Origin of the sequence: Tabrizicola sp. M-4, from assembly GCF_051132405.1 — a bacterium.
Taxonomy (GTDB): domain Bacteria; phylum Pseudomonadota; class Alphaproteobacteria; order Rhodobacterales; family Rhodobacteraceae; genus Paragemmobacter.
Map to the genome: position 1 here is coordinate 2978245 of NZ_CP128606.1, position 15360 is coordinate 2993604.

Sequence of the window (15360 nt, forward strand, 5' to 3'; positions counted from 1 at the left end):
AGTCAGAGACAGCCCAGCCCCTGCATCGCCGTGGCTGCCGTTCCGGCCTCCACCGAACCGGGGAAACGCGTGCCGACTTCCTGCAGGGTCACGCATGCCTCGGGCGTCTGTCCCAGCGCGCCCAGCGCCTGACCCAGTTTCAGCAGCGCAGGCGCTGCCTGCGGCCCGGACGGCTGGCCCGAGAAGGCCTCAAGATAGCTGCGCGCCGCACCTGCCGTATCGCCAAGCTGGCTCAAGCTTTCGCCCCTAAGATAATGGGCCTCCTGCGTCAGCGGCCCACCCGGGTAGGATTGGGTAAAGGTCGCAAAGAGGTCTGCAGCGGCGCGAAAGTCACCTTGACCGAGCACCTCCTTGGCCCGGTCAAAATCCGCCTGTTCCCCGATCGCCAGTTCCGGCGCAGTGGTTGCCCCGGCATTGGGGTCGGTCATCGTAGGAGTTACCGGGGCGACAGCGCCCCCCCCGGCCGCACCGCCACCCAGCGGCGGCGTTTCGCCGAGAGCCGCGATATCGCAGCCCTCTTCCAACTCGCAAAGGCGGAATTCCAGATCGCCGATCCGGTTGGTCCCGTCGGTGACCACGCGGTTCAGCTTCAGTTCCACCTGTTCCGTCTTGGCCGTAAGACGGACGAGTTCCGCCTCGATCGCATCCATGCGCTGCAGCGCATCCCCGCCGGCGGTTCCCGCCGAGGACGCGCCAGAGGCGACGAGTTCCGCCTTCAGGCTGTTGAAATCGGCCTGAAGGCGCCCGACCTCGGCCCGGATGTCGGCCAGCGTCTGCGCATCCTGCGCAAAGGCCGAAACCGGCAGGAAGGCTGTCAGCAACAGAAGGCGGAGCACCCGCATCGGATCAGACCCCCGCGCCCATCGACAGCACGGTCACCGCCCGACGGTTCTGCGCATAGCAGGTCTCATCCGAGCAGACGGCGATGGGGCGTTCCTTGCCATAGGGAATGGTCTGCATCCGCGACCCGGCAACCCCTTGGGAAATCAGGAAATCGCGCACCGCATTCGCGCGGCGGCCGCTAAGCGCCACGTTGTATTCCCGCGTGCCCTGCTCGTCGGCATGACCTTCGATGATGATGGCATATTGCGCATTGGCGTTGAGCCACTGCGCCTGCCCCTGCAGCACCATCCGCGCTTCGGGCGAAAGGGTATGCTGGTCAACCGCAAAGAGGACGCGGTCGCCGACCGTCTGGTTGAAATAGGCGACCGAGCGCGGATCGTTCGGGTCGCCAAGCCCGGAGGTGCCGATGCCGCCTGCACCAAAGCCGCCCGCAGCGCCGGCACCATCGGCACCGCCCGCGCCGAAGCGATTGGGGTTGTTGCAGGCCGCCAGACCGAGGACGGCGACGAGGAGAATGGCCTTGGGAAGAAGGGTCATCTGTTCAGGTTCCTTTGGGGTTCTTGGCTCGATTGCGCGAACCATATCAGCTTTGCGCCGCGCTGTGAATCGGCGGCGCGACATGTCTCATGGCAGAAGCGGCGACCATGCGGGGTCCGAGGCCGGGCCATCCGTCGGGATCTGGCGCAGGTTCCGCCCCGAAATGTCCACGCTGAACAGCGCGGGTTGACCGCCCTCGCCCGCGCTTTCGCGGGTGAACATCACGACACGGCCATTCGGCGCCCAAGTCGGACCCTCATCCAGGAAAGAGGCGGTCAGCAGGCGCTCTTCGCTGCCGTTCGTGCGCATCACCCCGATATGGAACCGCCCAGCATTCTGCTTGGTGAAAGCGATGTAATCGCCCTGCGGCGACCAGACGGGCGTGCCATAGCGGCCCGGGCCGTTGGAAATCCGCTGTCCCTCGCCGCCGCTTGCGGGCATCACATAGATCTGCTGCGATCCCGACCGATCGCTTTCAAAGACGATCTGGCTGCCATCCGGGCTGAAGCTCGGCGCGGTCTCGATGGACGGGGCATTGGTCAGTTGCCGGACCTGCCCGCTGCCGATGTCCAGCGCGTAGATGTCGGTGTTCCCGTCCCGTTCAAGGCTGAAGACCACCGTCCGTCCATCCGGCGCGAAGCGCGGTGCGAAGGTGATGTTGCCCTCGGTCTGTGCCAGGGCTTGCACCTGCATGGACCCCAGGTCCATCAGATAGATGCGCGGAAAGCCCGACTGGTAGGAGGTGAAGACGATCTGGTTCCCGGTCGGAGAGAAACGCGGTGCCAGCACGATGGAGGCCCCGTCCGTCAGATAGCTGACATTGGCCCCGTCATAATCCATCACCGCCAGACGCTTCACCCGCTGGTTCTTCGGCCCGCTTTCGGAAACGAAGACGACGCGGCTGTCGAAATAGGGGCCTTCCCCGGTGATCCGGCTGTAGACGGCATCGGCCACCTTGTGCGCCATGCGCCGCCATGTGCCGGGGGTGCCTGCGAATTGCAGCCCCTCGCCCATCTGTTGACCGCTGAACACATCGAAAAGCCGGAACTTCACCACGATCTGGTCGCCCGACGCGCTCACCGCGCCAACGATCAAGGCCTGCGCGTTGATTGCCTGCCAGTCGGGGAAGGAAACCGGGGCATCGAAACTGGTCACCTGCGCGATATGCGCAGCGGCCGGGATTTCGCGGAACAGACCCGTCCCTTCCAGATCCGATGCGATGACGCGGGTGATATTGGCCGCGAATTCCCCCGCGGCCCCGTTCTCGGCCACGAAGGAGGGAACGGCGAAGGGCAGTGGTTCGATCACCCCGTCGGTGATCGTGATGCGCAACGGCCCCTGATCCTGCGCCACTGCAGGCGAAAGGGCCCCGACCAGAAGGCCGATGGCAAGGGTCAGCACGGGGGTGAGGGATCTGATCAGGGTCATTCTATCCTCATTCTCCTCGGGTCAATCGATTACAACATGCCGCGAAGGGCAATCCTGCGGTGGACACGATGGCGCGAGCGGCCCCATCCTGCCTGTCTTTGGCGCGACATCCCGTCATCGCATCCTCATCCCGTTCGGATCGAAGACGAGTTCCATGTTCCGCCACTGTTCATATTTCTCGGGCGGCAGCGGGAAGCCCCGCGCACCGCAGCGGATGATCGCCCGCCGTGCCGCCTCAAAGGCCTGCCGGGTGGCCGTGTCCGACCCACCATTCGAGTCGATCAGCGTGATGGAACCGCCATCCGGCACGCCGTCCTGCCCAACCGAAACCGCCACGGTCACCGTCGTCCGCAGCGCCTCCATCGACAGCGCCCCCACGTTCCAGCATTGCTGCACCGCGACGCGCAGCGCATCCCGCTCACCCGCCGTCATCGGCGGGCCTGCGGATGCCCCCGTCGTGCCCTGCGCCGTCGATGCCTGCTCCATCTGCTGCGCTTCTTGCGCCAGTGCCTCGGCCAACGCGGCGCTCACCGCATCCTCGGTAGCGATATCCGACGTTTCCTCCGGGGTCTCTTCAACCGGCGTCTCGACCGCGGCCTGTTCCTCGGCGGGTTCCGCCGCCGGATCGACGCGCGCGGGCCGCGACCGGGGGCGCAGCGATGCTGTCATCTCCAGTTGCGGGGTATCCTCTTCCGTCTCCACCGCCTCGGTCACGATCTGTGTCGTGGCCTCCTCGGGTGCGGCCGCCTGTTGTTCCTCTTCGACGATGACAGCCTCTTCGGTCGGCTGATCGGTGACCTCTTCGATCACCTGATCGGCCACTTCGGGTGCATCCACGCTTTCAACCGGTGTCGCCGCCACGCGGTCCACAGGGCGCGGGCGCGGGCGCACATCGGTCAGCGGCACGGGGATCGGCTGTTCCGTCTCGGCAATGGGGGCCACGGGCGGCGGGGTCTCGATGGGCTGCGGCACCGCCTCGGTGGGCAAATCCTCCGGCAACGGCTCTTCTGGCGGGGCCACAGGAGGCGGTTCCTCGGCAGGGGGCGGCGGCTCGGAGGGCTCCACCGGGGGCGGCGTCTCGATCACTGGCTCTTGCGGCGCGGGCTCGGCGGGTGCCTCTTCGGCAGGCTGCGGCGCGGGTGGTGCCGCTGCCATCATCGCGTCGAATTCCGCGCTCGACATGAGGGTGACTTCGGCGACCTGGATCTCGGGCAGCGTATCGGTGCGCATGAGCCAATCCCCTAGGATAACCCAGAGGATCACGCCCGCATGCGCGACGCCTGAAATGATCTGGCCCTTTTCCATGCCCCGCCCGGCTTTCAGCCGCCGTTTCCGTCAAGCGTCGGGCCACCGGCATCGGTCACCAGACCGATGTTGTTGAACCCGCCCGCATTCAGCGCGCCCATGACCTCCGCCACGCGCGCATAGGGAATGGCCCCATCCGCCCGCAGGAAGATCTTGTCCGACGTCCGCTCTGCCGCAATTGCCTGAAGGCGCGGGATCAGATCCGCCGCCGCGACCTCGCTCGTCTGGATCAACAACCGACCATCCGCCGTCATGGTGATGGCCAGCGGTTCCTCCTGTTCGGCAGGCAGGGCATTCGCCGCAGTCTCGGGCAATTCGATGGGCACCCCGACCGTCAGCATCGGTGCCGCGACCATAAAGATGATCAGCAGCACCAGCATCACGTCGATGAAGGGCGTGACGTTGATATCCGCCATGGGCGCCGCGCGCCGCCTGCGTCCCCGCCGACCGCCACCCCCGCCCGATCCTTTCGCGACCCCTGCCCCCATGGTTCAGGCGTCCAACTGGCGCGACAAGATGGTGGAGAATTCGTCGGCAAAGCTCTCGTATCCGTTCAGGATGCGCTCGCTGTCGCTGTTCAGCTTGTTGTAGGCAACGACCGCCGGAATAGCCGCAACAAGGCCAATGGCCGTGGCCAGAAGCGCCTCGGCGATACCGGGGGCCACGACCGAAAGGTTGGTGTTCTGGCTGATGGCGATCTGTTCGAAGCTGTGCTTGATCCCCCAGACCGTCCCGAACAGCCCGATGAAGGGCGCCGTGGAGCCTGTCGTGGCAAGGAAGCCAAGCCCCTTGTTCAGCACCTCGTTCTCCCGCGCGATGGCCACATCCATCGCCCGGTCGATCCGCGCCTGCGCCCCGGCGATCAGCTTGCCGTCCTGCCGGTGGCTGCGCCGCCATTCCGTCATGCCCGCCACGAAGATCCGTTCGCTCGCGCCCTGCGGCTGCGGACCGATGGTCTCGTAAAGTTCGTCCAACGGCTCGCCCGACCAGAAGGCGCGGTCGAATTCCTCGGCCTCGGCCCGCGCCCTGCGGAAGACAAGGATGCGCTGGATGATGATCGACCACGACCAGAAGCTCATCAACAAGAGGGTCAGAAGAACCAGCTTGTTGGTGAGTGTCGCCTTCATGAAGAGCGCAAGCACGGAGAAATCAATCTCCTGCGCTGCGGCAAGGGTTTCCGTTTCCATTACGCCTGCTCGTGTTGCGGTGCCGTCGTTGCTGCGGCCCTTTGCATGTGATTCTATCCGCAATCAATGGCGATTGCCAACACATCTGCGCCAGCGTCGCCTGCAAGGCGGCAACCCGCCACCCGATCCGGCCTCAGCCTGACAGTTTTTCGCGCAAACCTGCCGTCAGACGGACCGCCTGCCCCTCCCGCGAAAGGCAGACGAGGACGACCTTGGCAAAGAAAAGCCGCTCCTCCCCGCGCATCACCGCCTGCTCAAACTCGATCCGCGCCCCGCCCAAGGCCAAAAGACGCGTGGTCACCGTCAGCAGATCATCGAACCGCGCGGGCCGCAGATAATCTGCCTCCACCCGACGCACGGCGAAGACGATCCCTTCCTCCGCGCGCAGTACCGCCTGGTCGATCCCCAAGGACCGCACCCATTCGCTGCGGCCCCTCTCGATGAATTTCAGGTAATTCGCATAATAGACGATCCCGGCAAGATCGGTATCCTCGTAATACACGCGGAACGTCGCCTGATGTGCTGCGTGGGGCACGGCCATGCCGCCATCGGCAGCCCCCTGTTTCTGTGTCATCCGGTCATCCAGTTCGCAAGGGCGGGGCCTCCGCCAGACTAGGACGGAAATGCCCCGGATCACGGGACGCAGGCAAGGCCTGTCAGCCGAGGACGGGGCCGAAGAGACAGGCCCCGACACCCTCCGGGGTCGGGGCTGCACGCCTTTCGCCGCCTTGGCCCGTGATGACCGGACCGCGCGGCCTCCGGTTCAGGGCTGCAGGTTTCCTATCGACCAGAACAGCGTTTCGCCCGAACTGTCGGACACACCGTCGTTGTCCGTCACCACCCAACCGGTGCCTGCCGCATCCACGGCGAAGCCTTCTATCTTTTCGGCGGCATAGCCATTCAGGACAGCCAGATCCGGCAGGAAGTCGCGGACCTCCTCCTTGGTGACGACCGGCAGTTCGCCACCAAGAGCGGCGGGCGCAAGCTGGCTCAGCACGACACGGTAAAGCTTCTTCGTCTTCGCCGCCGCGCCGACCTGATTGTCACGCTCCACGATATAGGCCCAGTCGCCATGCACCGTCATTTCCGAAAGGCCCATCCACGCGCCTTCGGTCGGCGCATCAAGTGGATAAAGCACGGCACCCCAGCTTTCCGCGGCCGTGTCATAGGCCACAAGTTTCACGAGCCCCTTCGCATCGTCGTTCCACTCCCGCTGCACCGGCATCCACAGCACATCGTCCACCTTAGCGATGCCTTCGAAACCAAAGCGGATTTCCTGCGCGGCAAGTTCGGGCGGAAGGCCAACCTCCTTCTGGATCGCGCCTTCTGCATCCACATGGATAAGGCCATGCGGGATCAAACGATCCGTACGGCCTTCGCTGGCCAGCCAGAAGCCACCCTCGCCATCCGTCGTGATCCCTTCTAGGTCAAGCTTCTGCGCCGCCTCACCGCCACGGGTCACGACGGTCTTCTTCACGATGCGGGCCGGCACCTGCGTCGCGTCGATCTGCAGGATCGCTGGCTCGGCCCCATAGACCGAGTCCGATACCGCAAAAAGCAGTCCGGCCGTCGCCGGATCGGCCACCAGACCGGAGAGCGCACCCCAGCCGATAGGCTCTGCCGCGCCGGCGGAGGTAATCATCGGATAGGCGGGCACTCCCTCGCCGCGTTCATAGATCATGACATGGGCGCGCACGCCCCCATCCTCGACCAGATCCACCTCGTTGGCGGTGGCGATCAGGTTGCGCGAAGGAATCGCCACAATCCCCTCGGGCGACACCCCCGAAGGGAGAAGCTGCACCAGAACCGGGGCCGACGGATCGGTCAGGTCGTAGACACCGATGATCGAGGCACGTTCGGAGGCGACGAAAGCCAACGGGACATCACTGAAACGGGCAATCTCGATCGACTCCGTCTCCACACCCTTGGACCTGCTGCGATGCTCGGGATAGTGCCCGATCTCGGCGATGGCGCGCTCGAACCCCGCCCCGTTCTCGTGGACCACGGTTCCGTCTTTGCGGAAGATGGTCCAACCACGCGAGCCGCCTTCGTAGTCGCCTTCGTTGGCGGTTGCGAAATGGTCGTTATCCAGCCACTTCACCCCGTCCGGTTCGCGCAGGGCCTCCTTCCTATCGGCGAAGGCGAGACGCCCGTCGGTCCGCGTGTCCACCCCCTCCAATGTCACGGAACCTGCACTGAAATGCGACGCAACCGCGCCATCCGCGCCGATCACCACGATATGGTTGTTTTCCTGCAGCGTGACGACGATCTCGCCGGCCTCGTTGATGTCAAGATACTCGGGTTCCGGATCCTCCGGCGCCACCTCGGCAAGGCCGCTGACATCGATCCTCTGAAGGTTCGCGCAATCGGCCCTTTCCGCCGTCACCGGCAGCTTTACGACAAAGCCTGCGGGCATCTGGGGCAATACCCCGTCATTCGCATCCTCATCCCGCTCATTCTCGATCGCGATTGCAAGGAAACTGCCATCCTTGGCCTTGGCCACCGCATCCGGCTGTCCGCCGATATCGCATTCCGCGACGATGGCGCGCGTCGCCATGTCCAGCGTCACAAGCTTGCCGGAAGGCGCGGTGAAGCTTTCCGAGGTGTCCACCCCAACATAGGCCCGCCCGCCGATGATTTGTGCCGTGGTAGGCTCTCCCCCCATGGCCACGTTCCCAAGCGGCTTTGGTGCCCTCGGGTCGGTGATGTCGATCATTCCGACAACGCCCAGCGGGCTGTCGCTGTACACGAGGGTCATCCCGTCTTCGCTGGCAGAGATGATCTCGGCGCTGGACGGGCGTGCCCTGTCCTCACCCTCAGCCATGTTCTCGACGGTCGAAATCGTCGAGACCCGGTTGAAGTACTGGTCGGCTTGGGCAGGAATGGCCGCTCCTGCCATCAGTGACCCGACAACCCCGATCTGCAGAAGACTGACTTTCACCATGACGAATTCCCTTCTTTGGCATGCGCCTTAAAGGGGCGGAGTCACATGACACCATGATGAAGCGCGCGCGAAGTTTTTGTATCAGGCGGGGCGTCTGTCGGACCTGCCTCTGCTTCGCCCGACGGTTCTCCCGGACACAAGGCAGCACCCAGTCGGGGTGCCGAAGCCAATCACCCTCCCCGATCGAACCGCCGCCCGTCCGGCAGTCGCCAGTTTCCCCGCATCAGGTGGGTTGAGGGGGCCTCCCCCCCGCGCTAGATGGGGGCATCGCAGGAGTGCCGCCATGACCTTCTTCCTCACCACCTCCGATCCTGGCTTCGAGACCGCCTTCTCCACCCTGCTTTCGATGAAGCGGGAAGAGGCGGAGGATGTGGATCAGGCCGTCGCCGCAATCATCGCCGATGTACGCGCCCGCGGGGATGCCGCACTCCTGGATTTGACTGCCCGCTTCGATCGTCTCGCCCTCACAGCGGACCGCCTTGCCTTCTCGCCAGACGAGATCGCGGCCGAAATCGCCAAGGTCTCGCCCGAGGATCGCGCGGCGCTGGAACTCGCCGCCCAACGCATCCGCGCCTATCATGAACGGCAGCGTCCGGAAGATGCCAGCTGGACCGATGCAAGCGGGGCCACGCTGGGCTGGCGCTGGACGCCCGTTTCGGCGGCAGGTCTCTACGTTCCGGGGGGGCTTGCCTCCTATCCATCCTCCGTCCTGATGAATGCCATTCCGGCAAAGGTCGCAGGTGTCGAACGCCTTGTCGTCACCTGCCCCACCCCCGGCGGCGCGGTGAACCCGCTTGTCCTGCTGGCGGCGCAGATCGCAGGGGTGGACATTGTCTATCGCATAGGCGGCGCGCAGGCCGTGGCGGCGTTGGCCTATGGCACCGACACCATCGCCCCCGTGGACAAGATCACCGGACCCGGCAATGCCTATGTCGCCGCGGCCAAGCGGCGGGTCTTCGGCCGCGTGGGCATCGACATGATCGCAGGACCCTCCGAGGTGCTGGTCATCGCGGATGCCGACAACGACCCCGACTGGATCGCGCTCGACCTCCTTTCCCAAGCCGAACATGACGAAAGCGCGCAGGCAATCCTGATCACCACGGATGCCGCCTTTGGGCAGGCCGTAGCGCGGGCAGTCGAGGCGCGACTCGAAACGCTGGAGCGTCTTGCCATCGCGGGGGCGTCGTGGCGCGACAATGGCGCGGTCATCGTGGTGCGCGATCTGGACGAGGCAGCCGCGCTGGCCAACCGCATTGCCGCCGAACACCTCGAGATCATGGTCGCCGACCCGGAAGGTCTGGCGGCAAAGATCCCCCATGCGGGGGCGATCTTCCTTGGTGCGTGGACTCCGGAAGCGATTGGCGATTACGTGGGCGGGCCGAACCATGTGCTGCCAACCGCACGTTCGGCGCGGTTCTCCTCGGGGCTTAACGTGCTTGATTTCATGAAACGGACGACAATGGCACGGATGACGCCTGCCGCCCTCGCCGCCATCGGCCCCGCGGCCGAGCGCCTTGCAACATCCGAAAGCCTTCAGGCCCATGGCCTGAGTGTTCGGGCCCGGCTCGATCGGTTGAACGGGGGTGACGCATGAACCGCATCTGCCACATCGAGATCGACGAGAAGGGCCTTGCCCGCCCGACGCCCGAGATCGAACAGGAACGCCGCGTCGCTATTTTCGACCTGCTCGAGGAGAACTCCTTCGCCCTGCCACGCCGCGACGGGCGCGACGTGCCCGATGGGCCTTACCGCCTTGGCCTTGCAATCCGCGAAGGTCGCCTCGTCTTCGATATCGCATCCGAGGCGGGCGAGAAGGTGGGAGAATTCCACCTGTCCCTTGGCCCCTTCCGGCAAGTCGTGAAGGACTATTTCCAGATCTGCGAAAGCTATTTCGAGGCCGTCAAACGCCTTCCCCCCTCCCAGATAGAGGCGATCGACATGGCCCGGCGCGGCATCCACAATGAAGGTGCGCGCGTTTTGCAGGAACGGCTGGAAGGCAAGGCCGAGGTGGATACCGACACGGCGCGTCGCCTGTTCACCCTGATCTGCGTCCTGCACTGGGGCTGATCTTGGGGCAGGATTTTCCGACATCCATCCTGTTCTGCTGCGACCATAACGCGGTCCGTTCGCCCATGGCGGAGGGGCTGATGAAAAAGATGTACGGCCAGCGCGCCTATGTCCAATCCGCCGGAGTCAAGAACGACATGGAGGTGGACGGTTTCTCCATTGCCGTCTGCAAGGAACTTGGCATCGAACTTTCCCGCCATCGGTCGCGGTCCTTCGAAGAGATGCAGGAATGGGGCGATGACCTCTCGCAATTCGACCTGATCGTCGCCCTGTCGCCCGCAAGCCAGAGAACGGCGCTGGAACTCACCCGCTATTACCATCTGGACGTAGAATACTGGCCGATCCTCGACCCAACCGGTCTTGGCGAAAGCCGCGAGGCGAAACTCGCCGCCTATCGTCAGGCCCGCGACCAGATCAGGGATCGCATGATCGCGCGGTTCGGTCCGCCCACCCAAGAGGAACAGACATGACCAGATCAGACGCCATCGCCCTCATCACCCGCTATTACGCGGCCTTCAACGCGGGCGATGCCGCAGGCATGCTCGATTGCGTGGCCGAGGATCTGGAGCATCGCGTGAACGAGGGCGGCATCCGCAAAGGCCGCGCGAAATTCGCCGAGTTCTGCTCACATATGGGCGTCAGCTATCGCGAGGAGTTGAAGGACATGGTGATCTTCGCCAATGACGACGGCACCCGCGGGGCGGCGGAATTCGTGGTGCATGGCGAATATCTGCAAACTGATCCCGGCCTGCCCGAGGCACGCGGTCAGCGCTACATCCTGCCTGCCGGCGGTTTCTTCGAGATCCGTGACGGCAAGATCGCCCGCGTCACCACCTTCTACAACCTGAACGACTGGATCGCACAGGTCTCGGCATGACCCGCGCCCTGCCCGACGGCATCACCGTCCGCGCCCTGCGCGGCGACGCGCTGGAGGCCGCGCTGGACGATGTCGCGCGCCTGCGGATCGCCGTCTTTCGCGACTGGCCTTATCTCTATGACGGATCGCTGGAATACGAACGCGAATACCTTTCCACCTATCGTGACAGCCGCGACGCCCTTCTGGTCGGGGCCTTCTTCGGCGATGTTCTGGTCGGCGCCTCCACTTCCACGCCGATGGAGGATCACGCCGAGGAATTCGCCGCCCCCTTCGCGGGCCGGGGCGTCGCGCTGCAGAACATCCTGTACGGCGCGGAATCCGTCCTCCTGCCCGAGTATCGGGGCAAGGGGATCGGCCACCGCTTCTTCGACCTGCGCGAAGATCATGCCCGCGCCCTTGGCCGCACGCATGTCGCCTTCTGTTCGGTGATGCGCCCCGCAGACCATCCACTGCGCCCTGCGACCTACCGCACCAACGATGCCTTCTGGCAGGGACGCGGCTACGAACCGCTTTCCGGGGCCGTGGCCGAATTCTCGTGGAAGGATGTCGGGCAAGAGGGCGAGACGGTGAAACCCCTGCAATTCTGGATGCGCGCAATCTGATCGGCATGGATCGGCTGGAAACGGCCAGTTGCGCGGGTTCGTAGGCCTCTCGCCTTGTGAACCAACGGCGGAACGGGGAAGCTTGGCCTATCTGAGCATTCTGCTGGAGGACTACCGATGAAAAAGACCATCCTTCTTGCGATCCTCGGCCTCGGGGCTGCGGCCTGCACGCCCACGGATCAGACGACGCTGGGCGGTGCGGCCACCGGGGCACTCCTCGGCGCGGCGGTGTCGGGCGATGACGACCGGGTCGAAGGGGCGATCATCGGCGGGGCCGTCGGTGCCGTGGCCGGCAACCTGATCGGCCGCGCGAACACACCCAATGACTGCATCTATCAGGATGCCAATGGGCGCCGCTATGTGGCCCGCTGCCCGTAAACGGCGAGCAAAGAACGGGAAAAGGGGCGCAGGTCGCGCCCCTTCTTATTTTGCGGAGCGCCTGAACGCCGCGCACCTTGCCCCTCGCCCTTCCCGCTGCTTATCTTCGTGCCGACCTGCACAGGACTGCCCATGAAGATCGCCGCCGCCGCCTATCCGCTTTCCTTCCTTTCCGATTTTGCCGCCTACGCGGCCAAGATCACAGATTGGGTCGAAAAGGCCGTGGCGGAAGGTGCCACCCTCCTCGTCTTTCCCGAATACGGGGCGATGGAACTGGCCTCGCTGGGCGGGCCGGACGTGGCCGCCGACCTTGAACGTGCCCTGCACGAGGTTGCCCGGCACCGCCCCGCCGTCGATGCCCTGCACCTTTCGCTTGCCGCGAAGCACGGCCTCCACATCCTCGGCGCCTCCGGCCCCGTCTTCCCCGCAGAAGACACACGCCCCATCAATCGCGCCACGCTTTACGGCCCCGAGGGCATCGTCGGCCATCAGGACAAGCAGATCATGACCCGCTTCGAACGCGAGATCTGGGATGTCGCCCCCGGCACAGGCCTGCCTGTCTTCGACACGGCCCTTGGCCGCATCGGCATCCTCATCTGCTATGACAGCGAATTTCCGCTCCTCGCGCGACACATGGCAGAAGCGGGGGCAGAGATTCTCCTCGTCCCCTCCTGCACCGACAGCCTTGCCGGCTTCACCCGCGTGCGCGTCGGGGCCATGGCCCGCGCGCTTGAAAACCAGTGCATCACCGTGCAGGCGCCCACCGTCGGCCCTGCCGACTGGTGCCCCGCCGTGGACGAGAATGTCGGCCGCGCCGCGATCTACGGCCCACCCGACCGAGGCTTCCCGCCAACCGGCATCCTTGCGGAAACCGAACTCGACGCGCCCGGCTGGGCCATCGCCGAAGTGGACCTTACCGCCATCCACAGCGTCCGGCGCGAGGGGGGCGTCCTGAACCACCTGCACTGGCCCGAACAGACCGCCCGCCTCACCCGCGCCTGACCCGCAAACGCCCGCGGGCCCCGATGCCCCTGCCATGGCTACCATCCCCAAGATGTCGCAGCCCTTTCGAGCCTTTACTTTTCCCTTGAAAATCCGCCTCGACAGGCGCATTAGGACGGCCCGTAGCCCATGGGTCCGCCCTTGGGCTTTAACCCTATTCGGAGTGACCATGGCCAAGGAAGACATCCTCGAATTCCCCGGTGTCGTGAAGGAACTCCTGCCGAACGCGACATTCAGGGTCGAGCTGGACAACGGCCATGAACTGATCGCGACGATGGCAGGCAAGATGCGCAAGAACCGCATCCGCGTTCTGGCAGGCGACAAGGTGCAGGTTGAAATGACGCCTTACGACCTGTCGAAAGGCCGCATCAACTATCGCTTCAAGTGAAACTGATCCTCGGATCGGGCAGCCCGCGCCGGAAGGAACTTCTTGCGCAACTTGGCATCGTGCCCGATGCCATCCTGCCCCCCGACATAGACGAAGATCCCGGGCGCGGCGAACTGCCCCGCCCCTATGCGGCACGCCTCGCGCGGGAAAAGGCCGAAGCCGTGCCCTCTGGCTCCGATGACATCGTGCTCTGCGCCGACACCACCGTCGCGCTTGGCCGCCGCATCCTCGGCAAGCCGCGCGATGCAGGCGAGGCGGCGGAATTCCTCACTGCCCTCGGCGGCAGACGGCACGAGGTCATCACTGCCATCGCCGTGCGCCGCGGCACGCGTCTCTGGACGCGCGAGTCGGTCAGCGCGGTCAAGATGAAACGCCTGTCGGATGCCGAACTGAATGCCTATCTCGCCAGCGGCGACTGGCAGGGCAAGGCAGGCGGTTATGGCATCCAAGGCGCGGCGGGCGCCTTCATCCCGTGGATTTCGGGCAGCTTCACCGGCATCGTGGGCCTGCCGCTGGCGGAAACGGCGGCTCTCCTGCAGGCTGCGGGCTGGCCGGTCTGGAGGCAGCGATGAAGGGACGTGTCGTCATTCTCGATCATGTCGGAGACCGCGCAGCGGCGGCCCTCGTGGTGGATGGCCGGTTGGAAGATCTGCTGATCGATCCCGAAGGCGACGCCCCCCTCACCGGGGCCATCTACCGTGCCATAGCCGACCGCCCGGTCAAGGGTCAGGGCGGCATGTTCGTCCGGCTTCCCGGTGGCCTTTCCGGCTTTCTGCGGCAGATCTCGGGCATTGCGCCCGGTCAAAGGATCATCGTGCAGGTCACCGGCCCCGCCGAACCCGGCAAGGCCATCCCCGTGACCACGCGCCTTCTCTTCCGGTCCCGCTGGGCCATCGTCACCCCCGGTGCGCCCGGCCTGAACATCTCCCGCCGGATCAAGGACGAGGACACCCGTGCCGCCCTCCAGACCCTTGCCGATGACGGCATGGCCGGCGCCGCGCCCGATCACGGCCTTATCCTCCGATCCGCCTGCGAGACCGCCGAACCCGAGGCCATTGCCGAAGACATCCGCGCCATGCGCGACCTCGCTGCTGCCGTAACCGCCGATCTTGCGGGCGATGCCGAACTTCTGCTCGACGGCCCCGATGCGCATGACTCCGCATGGCGCGACTGGGCCGAACCCGAACCGGACGAGGTGGCGCAGGACGCCTTTGCCGAACTCGGCATCTGGGACATGATCGACGCACTGCGCACCGCGCGTGTGGATCTGCCCGGTGGCGGACACATGATGATCGAACCCACCCGCGCGCTGGTGGCCATCGACGTGAACACCGGCCCCGACACCTCCCCTGCCGCCGCGCTCAAGGCCAATATCTCCGCCGCGCGAGACCTGCCCCGCCAGTTGCGCCTGCGCGGTCTCGGCGGGCAAGTCGTGGTCGATTTCGCCCCGATGCCGAAGAAGGACCGCGGCACGCTCGACCAGGTGCTCAAGGCCGCATTTCGCGGCGAGGGCGAGTCGAACCTTGCGGGCTGGACGACGCTCGGCCTCTACGAACTCACCCGAAAGCGCGACCGAACACCGCTGGCTTCCCTGCTGGAGGGGCTGGAATGACCTGCCCGATCTGCGGCAAGGACGCAACGGCCCACTACCGCCCCTTCTGCTCCCGCCGATGCGCGGATATCGACCTCGGGCGCTGGCTGACCGGAGGCTATGCGATCCCGTTGGAAACAGACGAAGACGACCACGACACCACATCCACTGCCGCGGACGGAACTCCCACCGGTCACCGCCCGCAATAGCC

General features: G+C 65.3%; 19 protein-coding genes. 11 read left to right on the forward strand and 8 right to left on the reverse strand.

Going from position 1 to position 15360, the window contains the following annotated elements; all coding sequences use genetic code 11:
* Positions 1 to 2: 2 nt before the first annotated feature.
* The 8 genes from ybgF to TabM4_RS14620 all read right to left on the reverse strand — a co-directional run bounded on the left by ybgF (position 3) and on the right by TabM4_RS14620 (position 8244).
* On the reverse strand, positions 3 to 842 hold the full coding sequence (gene ybgF, locus TabM4_RS14585; RefSeq protein ID WP_434613804.1) for a tol-pal system protein YbgF: 840 nt from the start codon (positions 840 to 842) through the stop codon (positions 3 to 5).
* A 4-nt stretch (positions 843 to 846) separates the two neighbouring features.
* A complete protein-coding gene (pal, locus tag TabM4_RS14590; RefSeq protein WP_434613807.1) occupies positions 847 to 1380 on the reverse strand; it encodes a peptidoglycan-associated lipoprotein Pal in 534 nt (177 codons plus the stop codon).
* A gap of 87 nt (positions 1381 to 1467) precedes the next feature.
* Complete coding sequence (gene tolB, locus TabM4_RS14595) at positions 1468 to 2808, reverse strand: Tol-Pal system beta propeller repeat protein TolB (protein ID WP_434613810.1); 1341 nt, start codon at positions 2806 to 2808, stop codon at positions 1468 to 1470.
* Positions 2809 to 2922: 114 nt separating this feature from the next.
* The gene (locus tag TabM4_RS14600; RefSeq protein WP_434613813.1) at positions 2923 to 4113 is read right to left on the reverse strand and encodes a cell envelope biogenesis protein TolA; all 1191 of its coding nucleotides are present in this window, start codon (positions 4111 to 4113) and stop codon (positions 2923 to 2925) included.
* Positions 4114 to 4127: 14 nt separating this feature from the next.
* On the reverse strand, positions 4128 to 4601 hold the full coding sequence (gene tolR / locus TabM4_RS14605) for a protein TolR (protein WP_434613816.1): 474 nt from the start codon (positions 4599 to 4601) through the stop codon (positions 4128 to 4130).
* A 3-nt stretch (positions 4602 to 4604) separates the two neighbouring features.
* Positions 4605 to 5300 carry a protein TolQ gene (gene tolQ, locus TabM4_RS14610; RefSeq protein WP_434613819.1) on the reverse strand — a complete coding sequence of 232 codons (696 nt, stop codon included), beginning with the start codon at positions 5298 to 5300 and terminating at the stop codon, positions 4605 to 4607.
* Between the two features lie 133 nt (positions 5301 to 5433).
* Complete coding sequence (gene ybgC / locus TabM4_RS14615) at positions 5434 to 5841, reverse strand: tol-pal system-associated acyl-CoA thioesterase (RefSeq protein WP_434622093.1); 408 nt, start codon at positions 5839 to 5841, stop codon at positions 5434 to 5436.
* A gap of 222 nt (positions 5842 to 6063) precedes the next feature.
* A complete protein-coding gene (locus TabM4_RS14620) occupies positions 6064 to 8244 on the reverse strand; it encodes an esterase-like activity of phytase family protein (RefSeq protein ID WP_434613822.1) in 2181 nt (726 codons plus the stop codon).
* A gap of 283 nt (positions 8245 to 8527) precedes the next feature.
* Here TabM4_RS14620 and hisD point away from each other — a divergent pair, with 283 nt between their 5' ends.
* From hisD to TabM4_RS14675, 11 genes are all read left to right on the forward strand, one after another.
* Positions 8528 to 9838, forward strand: coding sequence for a histidinol dehydrogenase (hisD, locus tag TabM4_RS14625; RefSeq protein WP_434613825.1), 1311 nt, complete (start codon positions 8528 to 8530; stop codon positions 9836 to 9838).
* The gene (locus TabM4_RS14630) at positions 9835 to 10311 is read left to right on the forward strand and encodes a UPF0262 family protein (protein ID WP_434613828.1); all 477 of its coding nucleotides are present in this window, start codon (positions 9835 to 9837) and stop codon (positions 10309 to 10311) included. The genes hisD and TabM4_RS14630 overlap by 4 nt, the downstream gene beginning before the upstream one ends.
* A gap of 65 nt (positions 10312 to 10376) precedes the next feature.
* Positions 10377 to 10781 (forward strand): low molecular weight phosphatase family protein, encoded by a 405-nt coding sequence (locus TabM4_RS14635; protein ID WP_434622095.1) that lies wholly within the window; start codon positions 10377 to 10379, stop codon positions 10779 to 10781.
* Entirely contained in the window at positions 10778 to 11188 is a 411-nt protein-coding gene (locus TabM4_RS14640; RefSeq protein ID WP_434613831.1) for a ketosteroid isomerase-related protein, read from the forward strand. The genes TabM4_RS14635 and TabM4_RS14640 overlap by 4 nt, the downstream gene beginning before the upstream one ends.
* Positions 11185 to 11790, forward strand: a complete 606-nt coding sequence (locus TabM4_RS14645) for a GNAT family N-acetyltransferase (protein ID WP_434613834.1) — start codon at positions 11185 to 11187, stop codon at positions 11788 to 11790. Before TabM4_RS14640 ends, TabM4_RS14645 begins: the two co-directional genes overlap by 4 nt.
* A gap of 117 nt (positions 11791 to 11907) precedes the next feature.
* Positions 11908 to 12168, forward strand: a complete 261-nt coding sequence (locus TabM4_RS14650; RefSeq protein WP_434613837.1) for a glycine zipper 2TM domain-containing protein — start codon at positions 11908 to 11910, stop codon at positions 12166 to 12168.
* 132 nt (positions 12169 to 12300) lie between these two features.
* Positions 12301 to 13170, forward strand: a complete 870-nt coding sequence (locus tag TabM4_RS14655) for a carbon-nitrogen hydrolase family protein (protein ID WP_434613839.1) — start codon at positions 12301 to 12303, stop codon at positions 13168 to 13170.
* A 169-nt stretch (positions 13171 to 13339) separates the two neighbouring features.
* Entirely contained in the window at positions 13340 to 13558 is a 219-nt protein-coding gene (gene infA / locus TabM4_RS14660; RefSeq protein WP_023664579.1) for a translation initiation factor IF-1, read from the forward strand.
* Entirely contained in the window at positions 13555 to 14130 is a 576-nt protein-coding gene (locus TabM4_RS14665; RefSeq protein WP_434613843.1) for a Maf family protein, read from the forward strand. The genes infA and TabM4_RS14665 overlap by 4 nt, the downstream gene beginning before the upstream one ends.
* Positions 14127 to 15170: a ribonuclease E/G gene (locus TabM4_RS14670; RefSeq protein WP_434613846.1), complete on the forward strand. Its 1044-nt coding sequence runs from the start codon at positions 14127 to 14129 to the stop codon at positions 15168 to 15170. The genes TabM4_RS14665 and TabM4_RS14670 overlap by 4 nt, the downstream gene beginning before the upstream one ends.
* The gene (locus TabM4_RS14675) at positions 15167 to 15358 is read left to right on the forward strand and encodes a DNA gyrase inhibitor YacG (RefSeq protein WP_434613849.1); all 192 of its coding nucleotides are present in this window, start codon (positions 15167 to 15169) and stop codon (positions 15356 to 15358) included. The genes TabM4_RS14670 and TabM4_RS14675 overlap by 4 nt, the downstream gene beginning before the upstream one ends.
* Positions 15359 to 15360 lie beyond the last annotated feature (2 nt).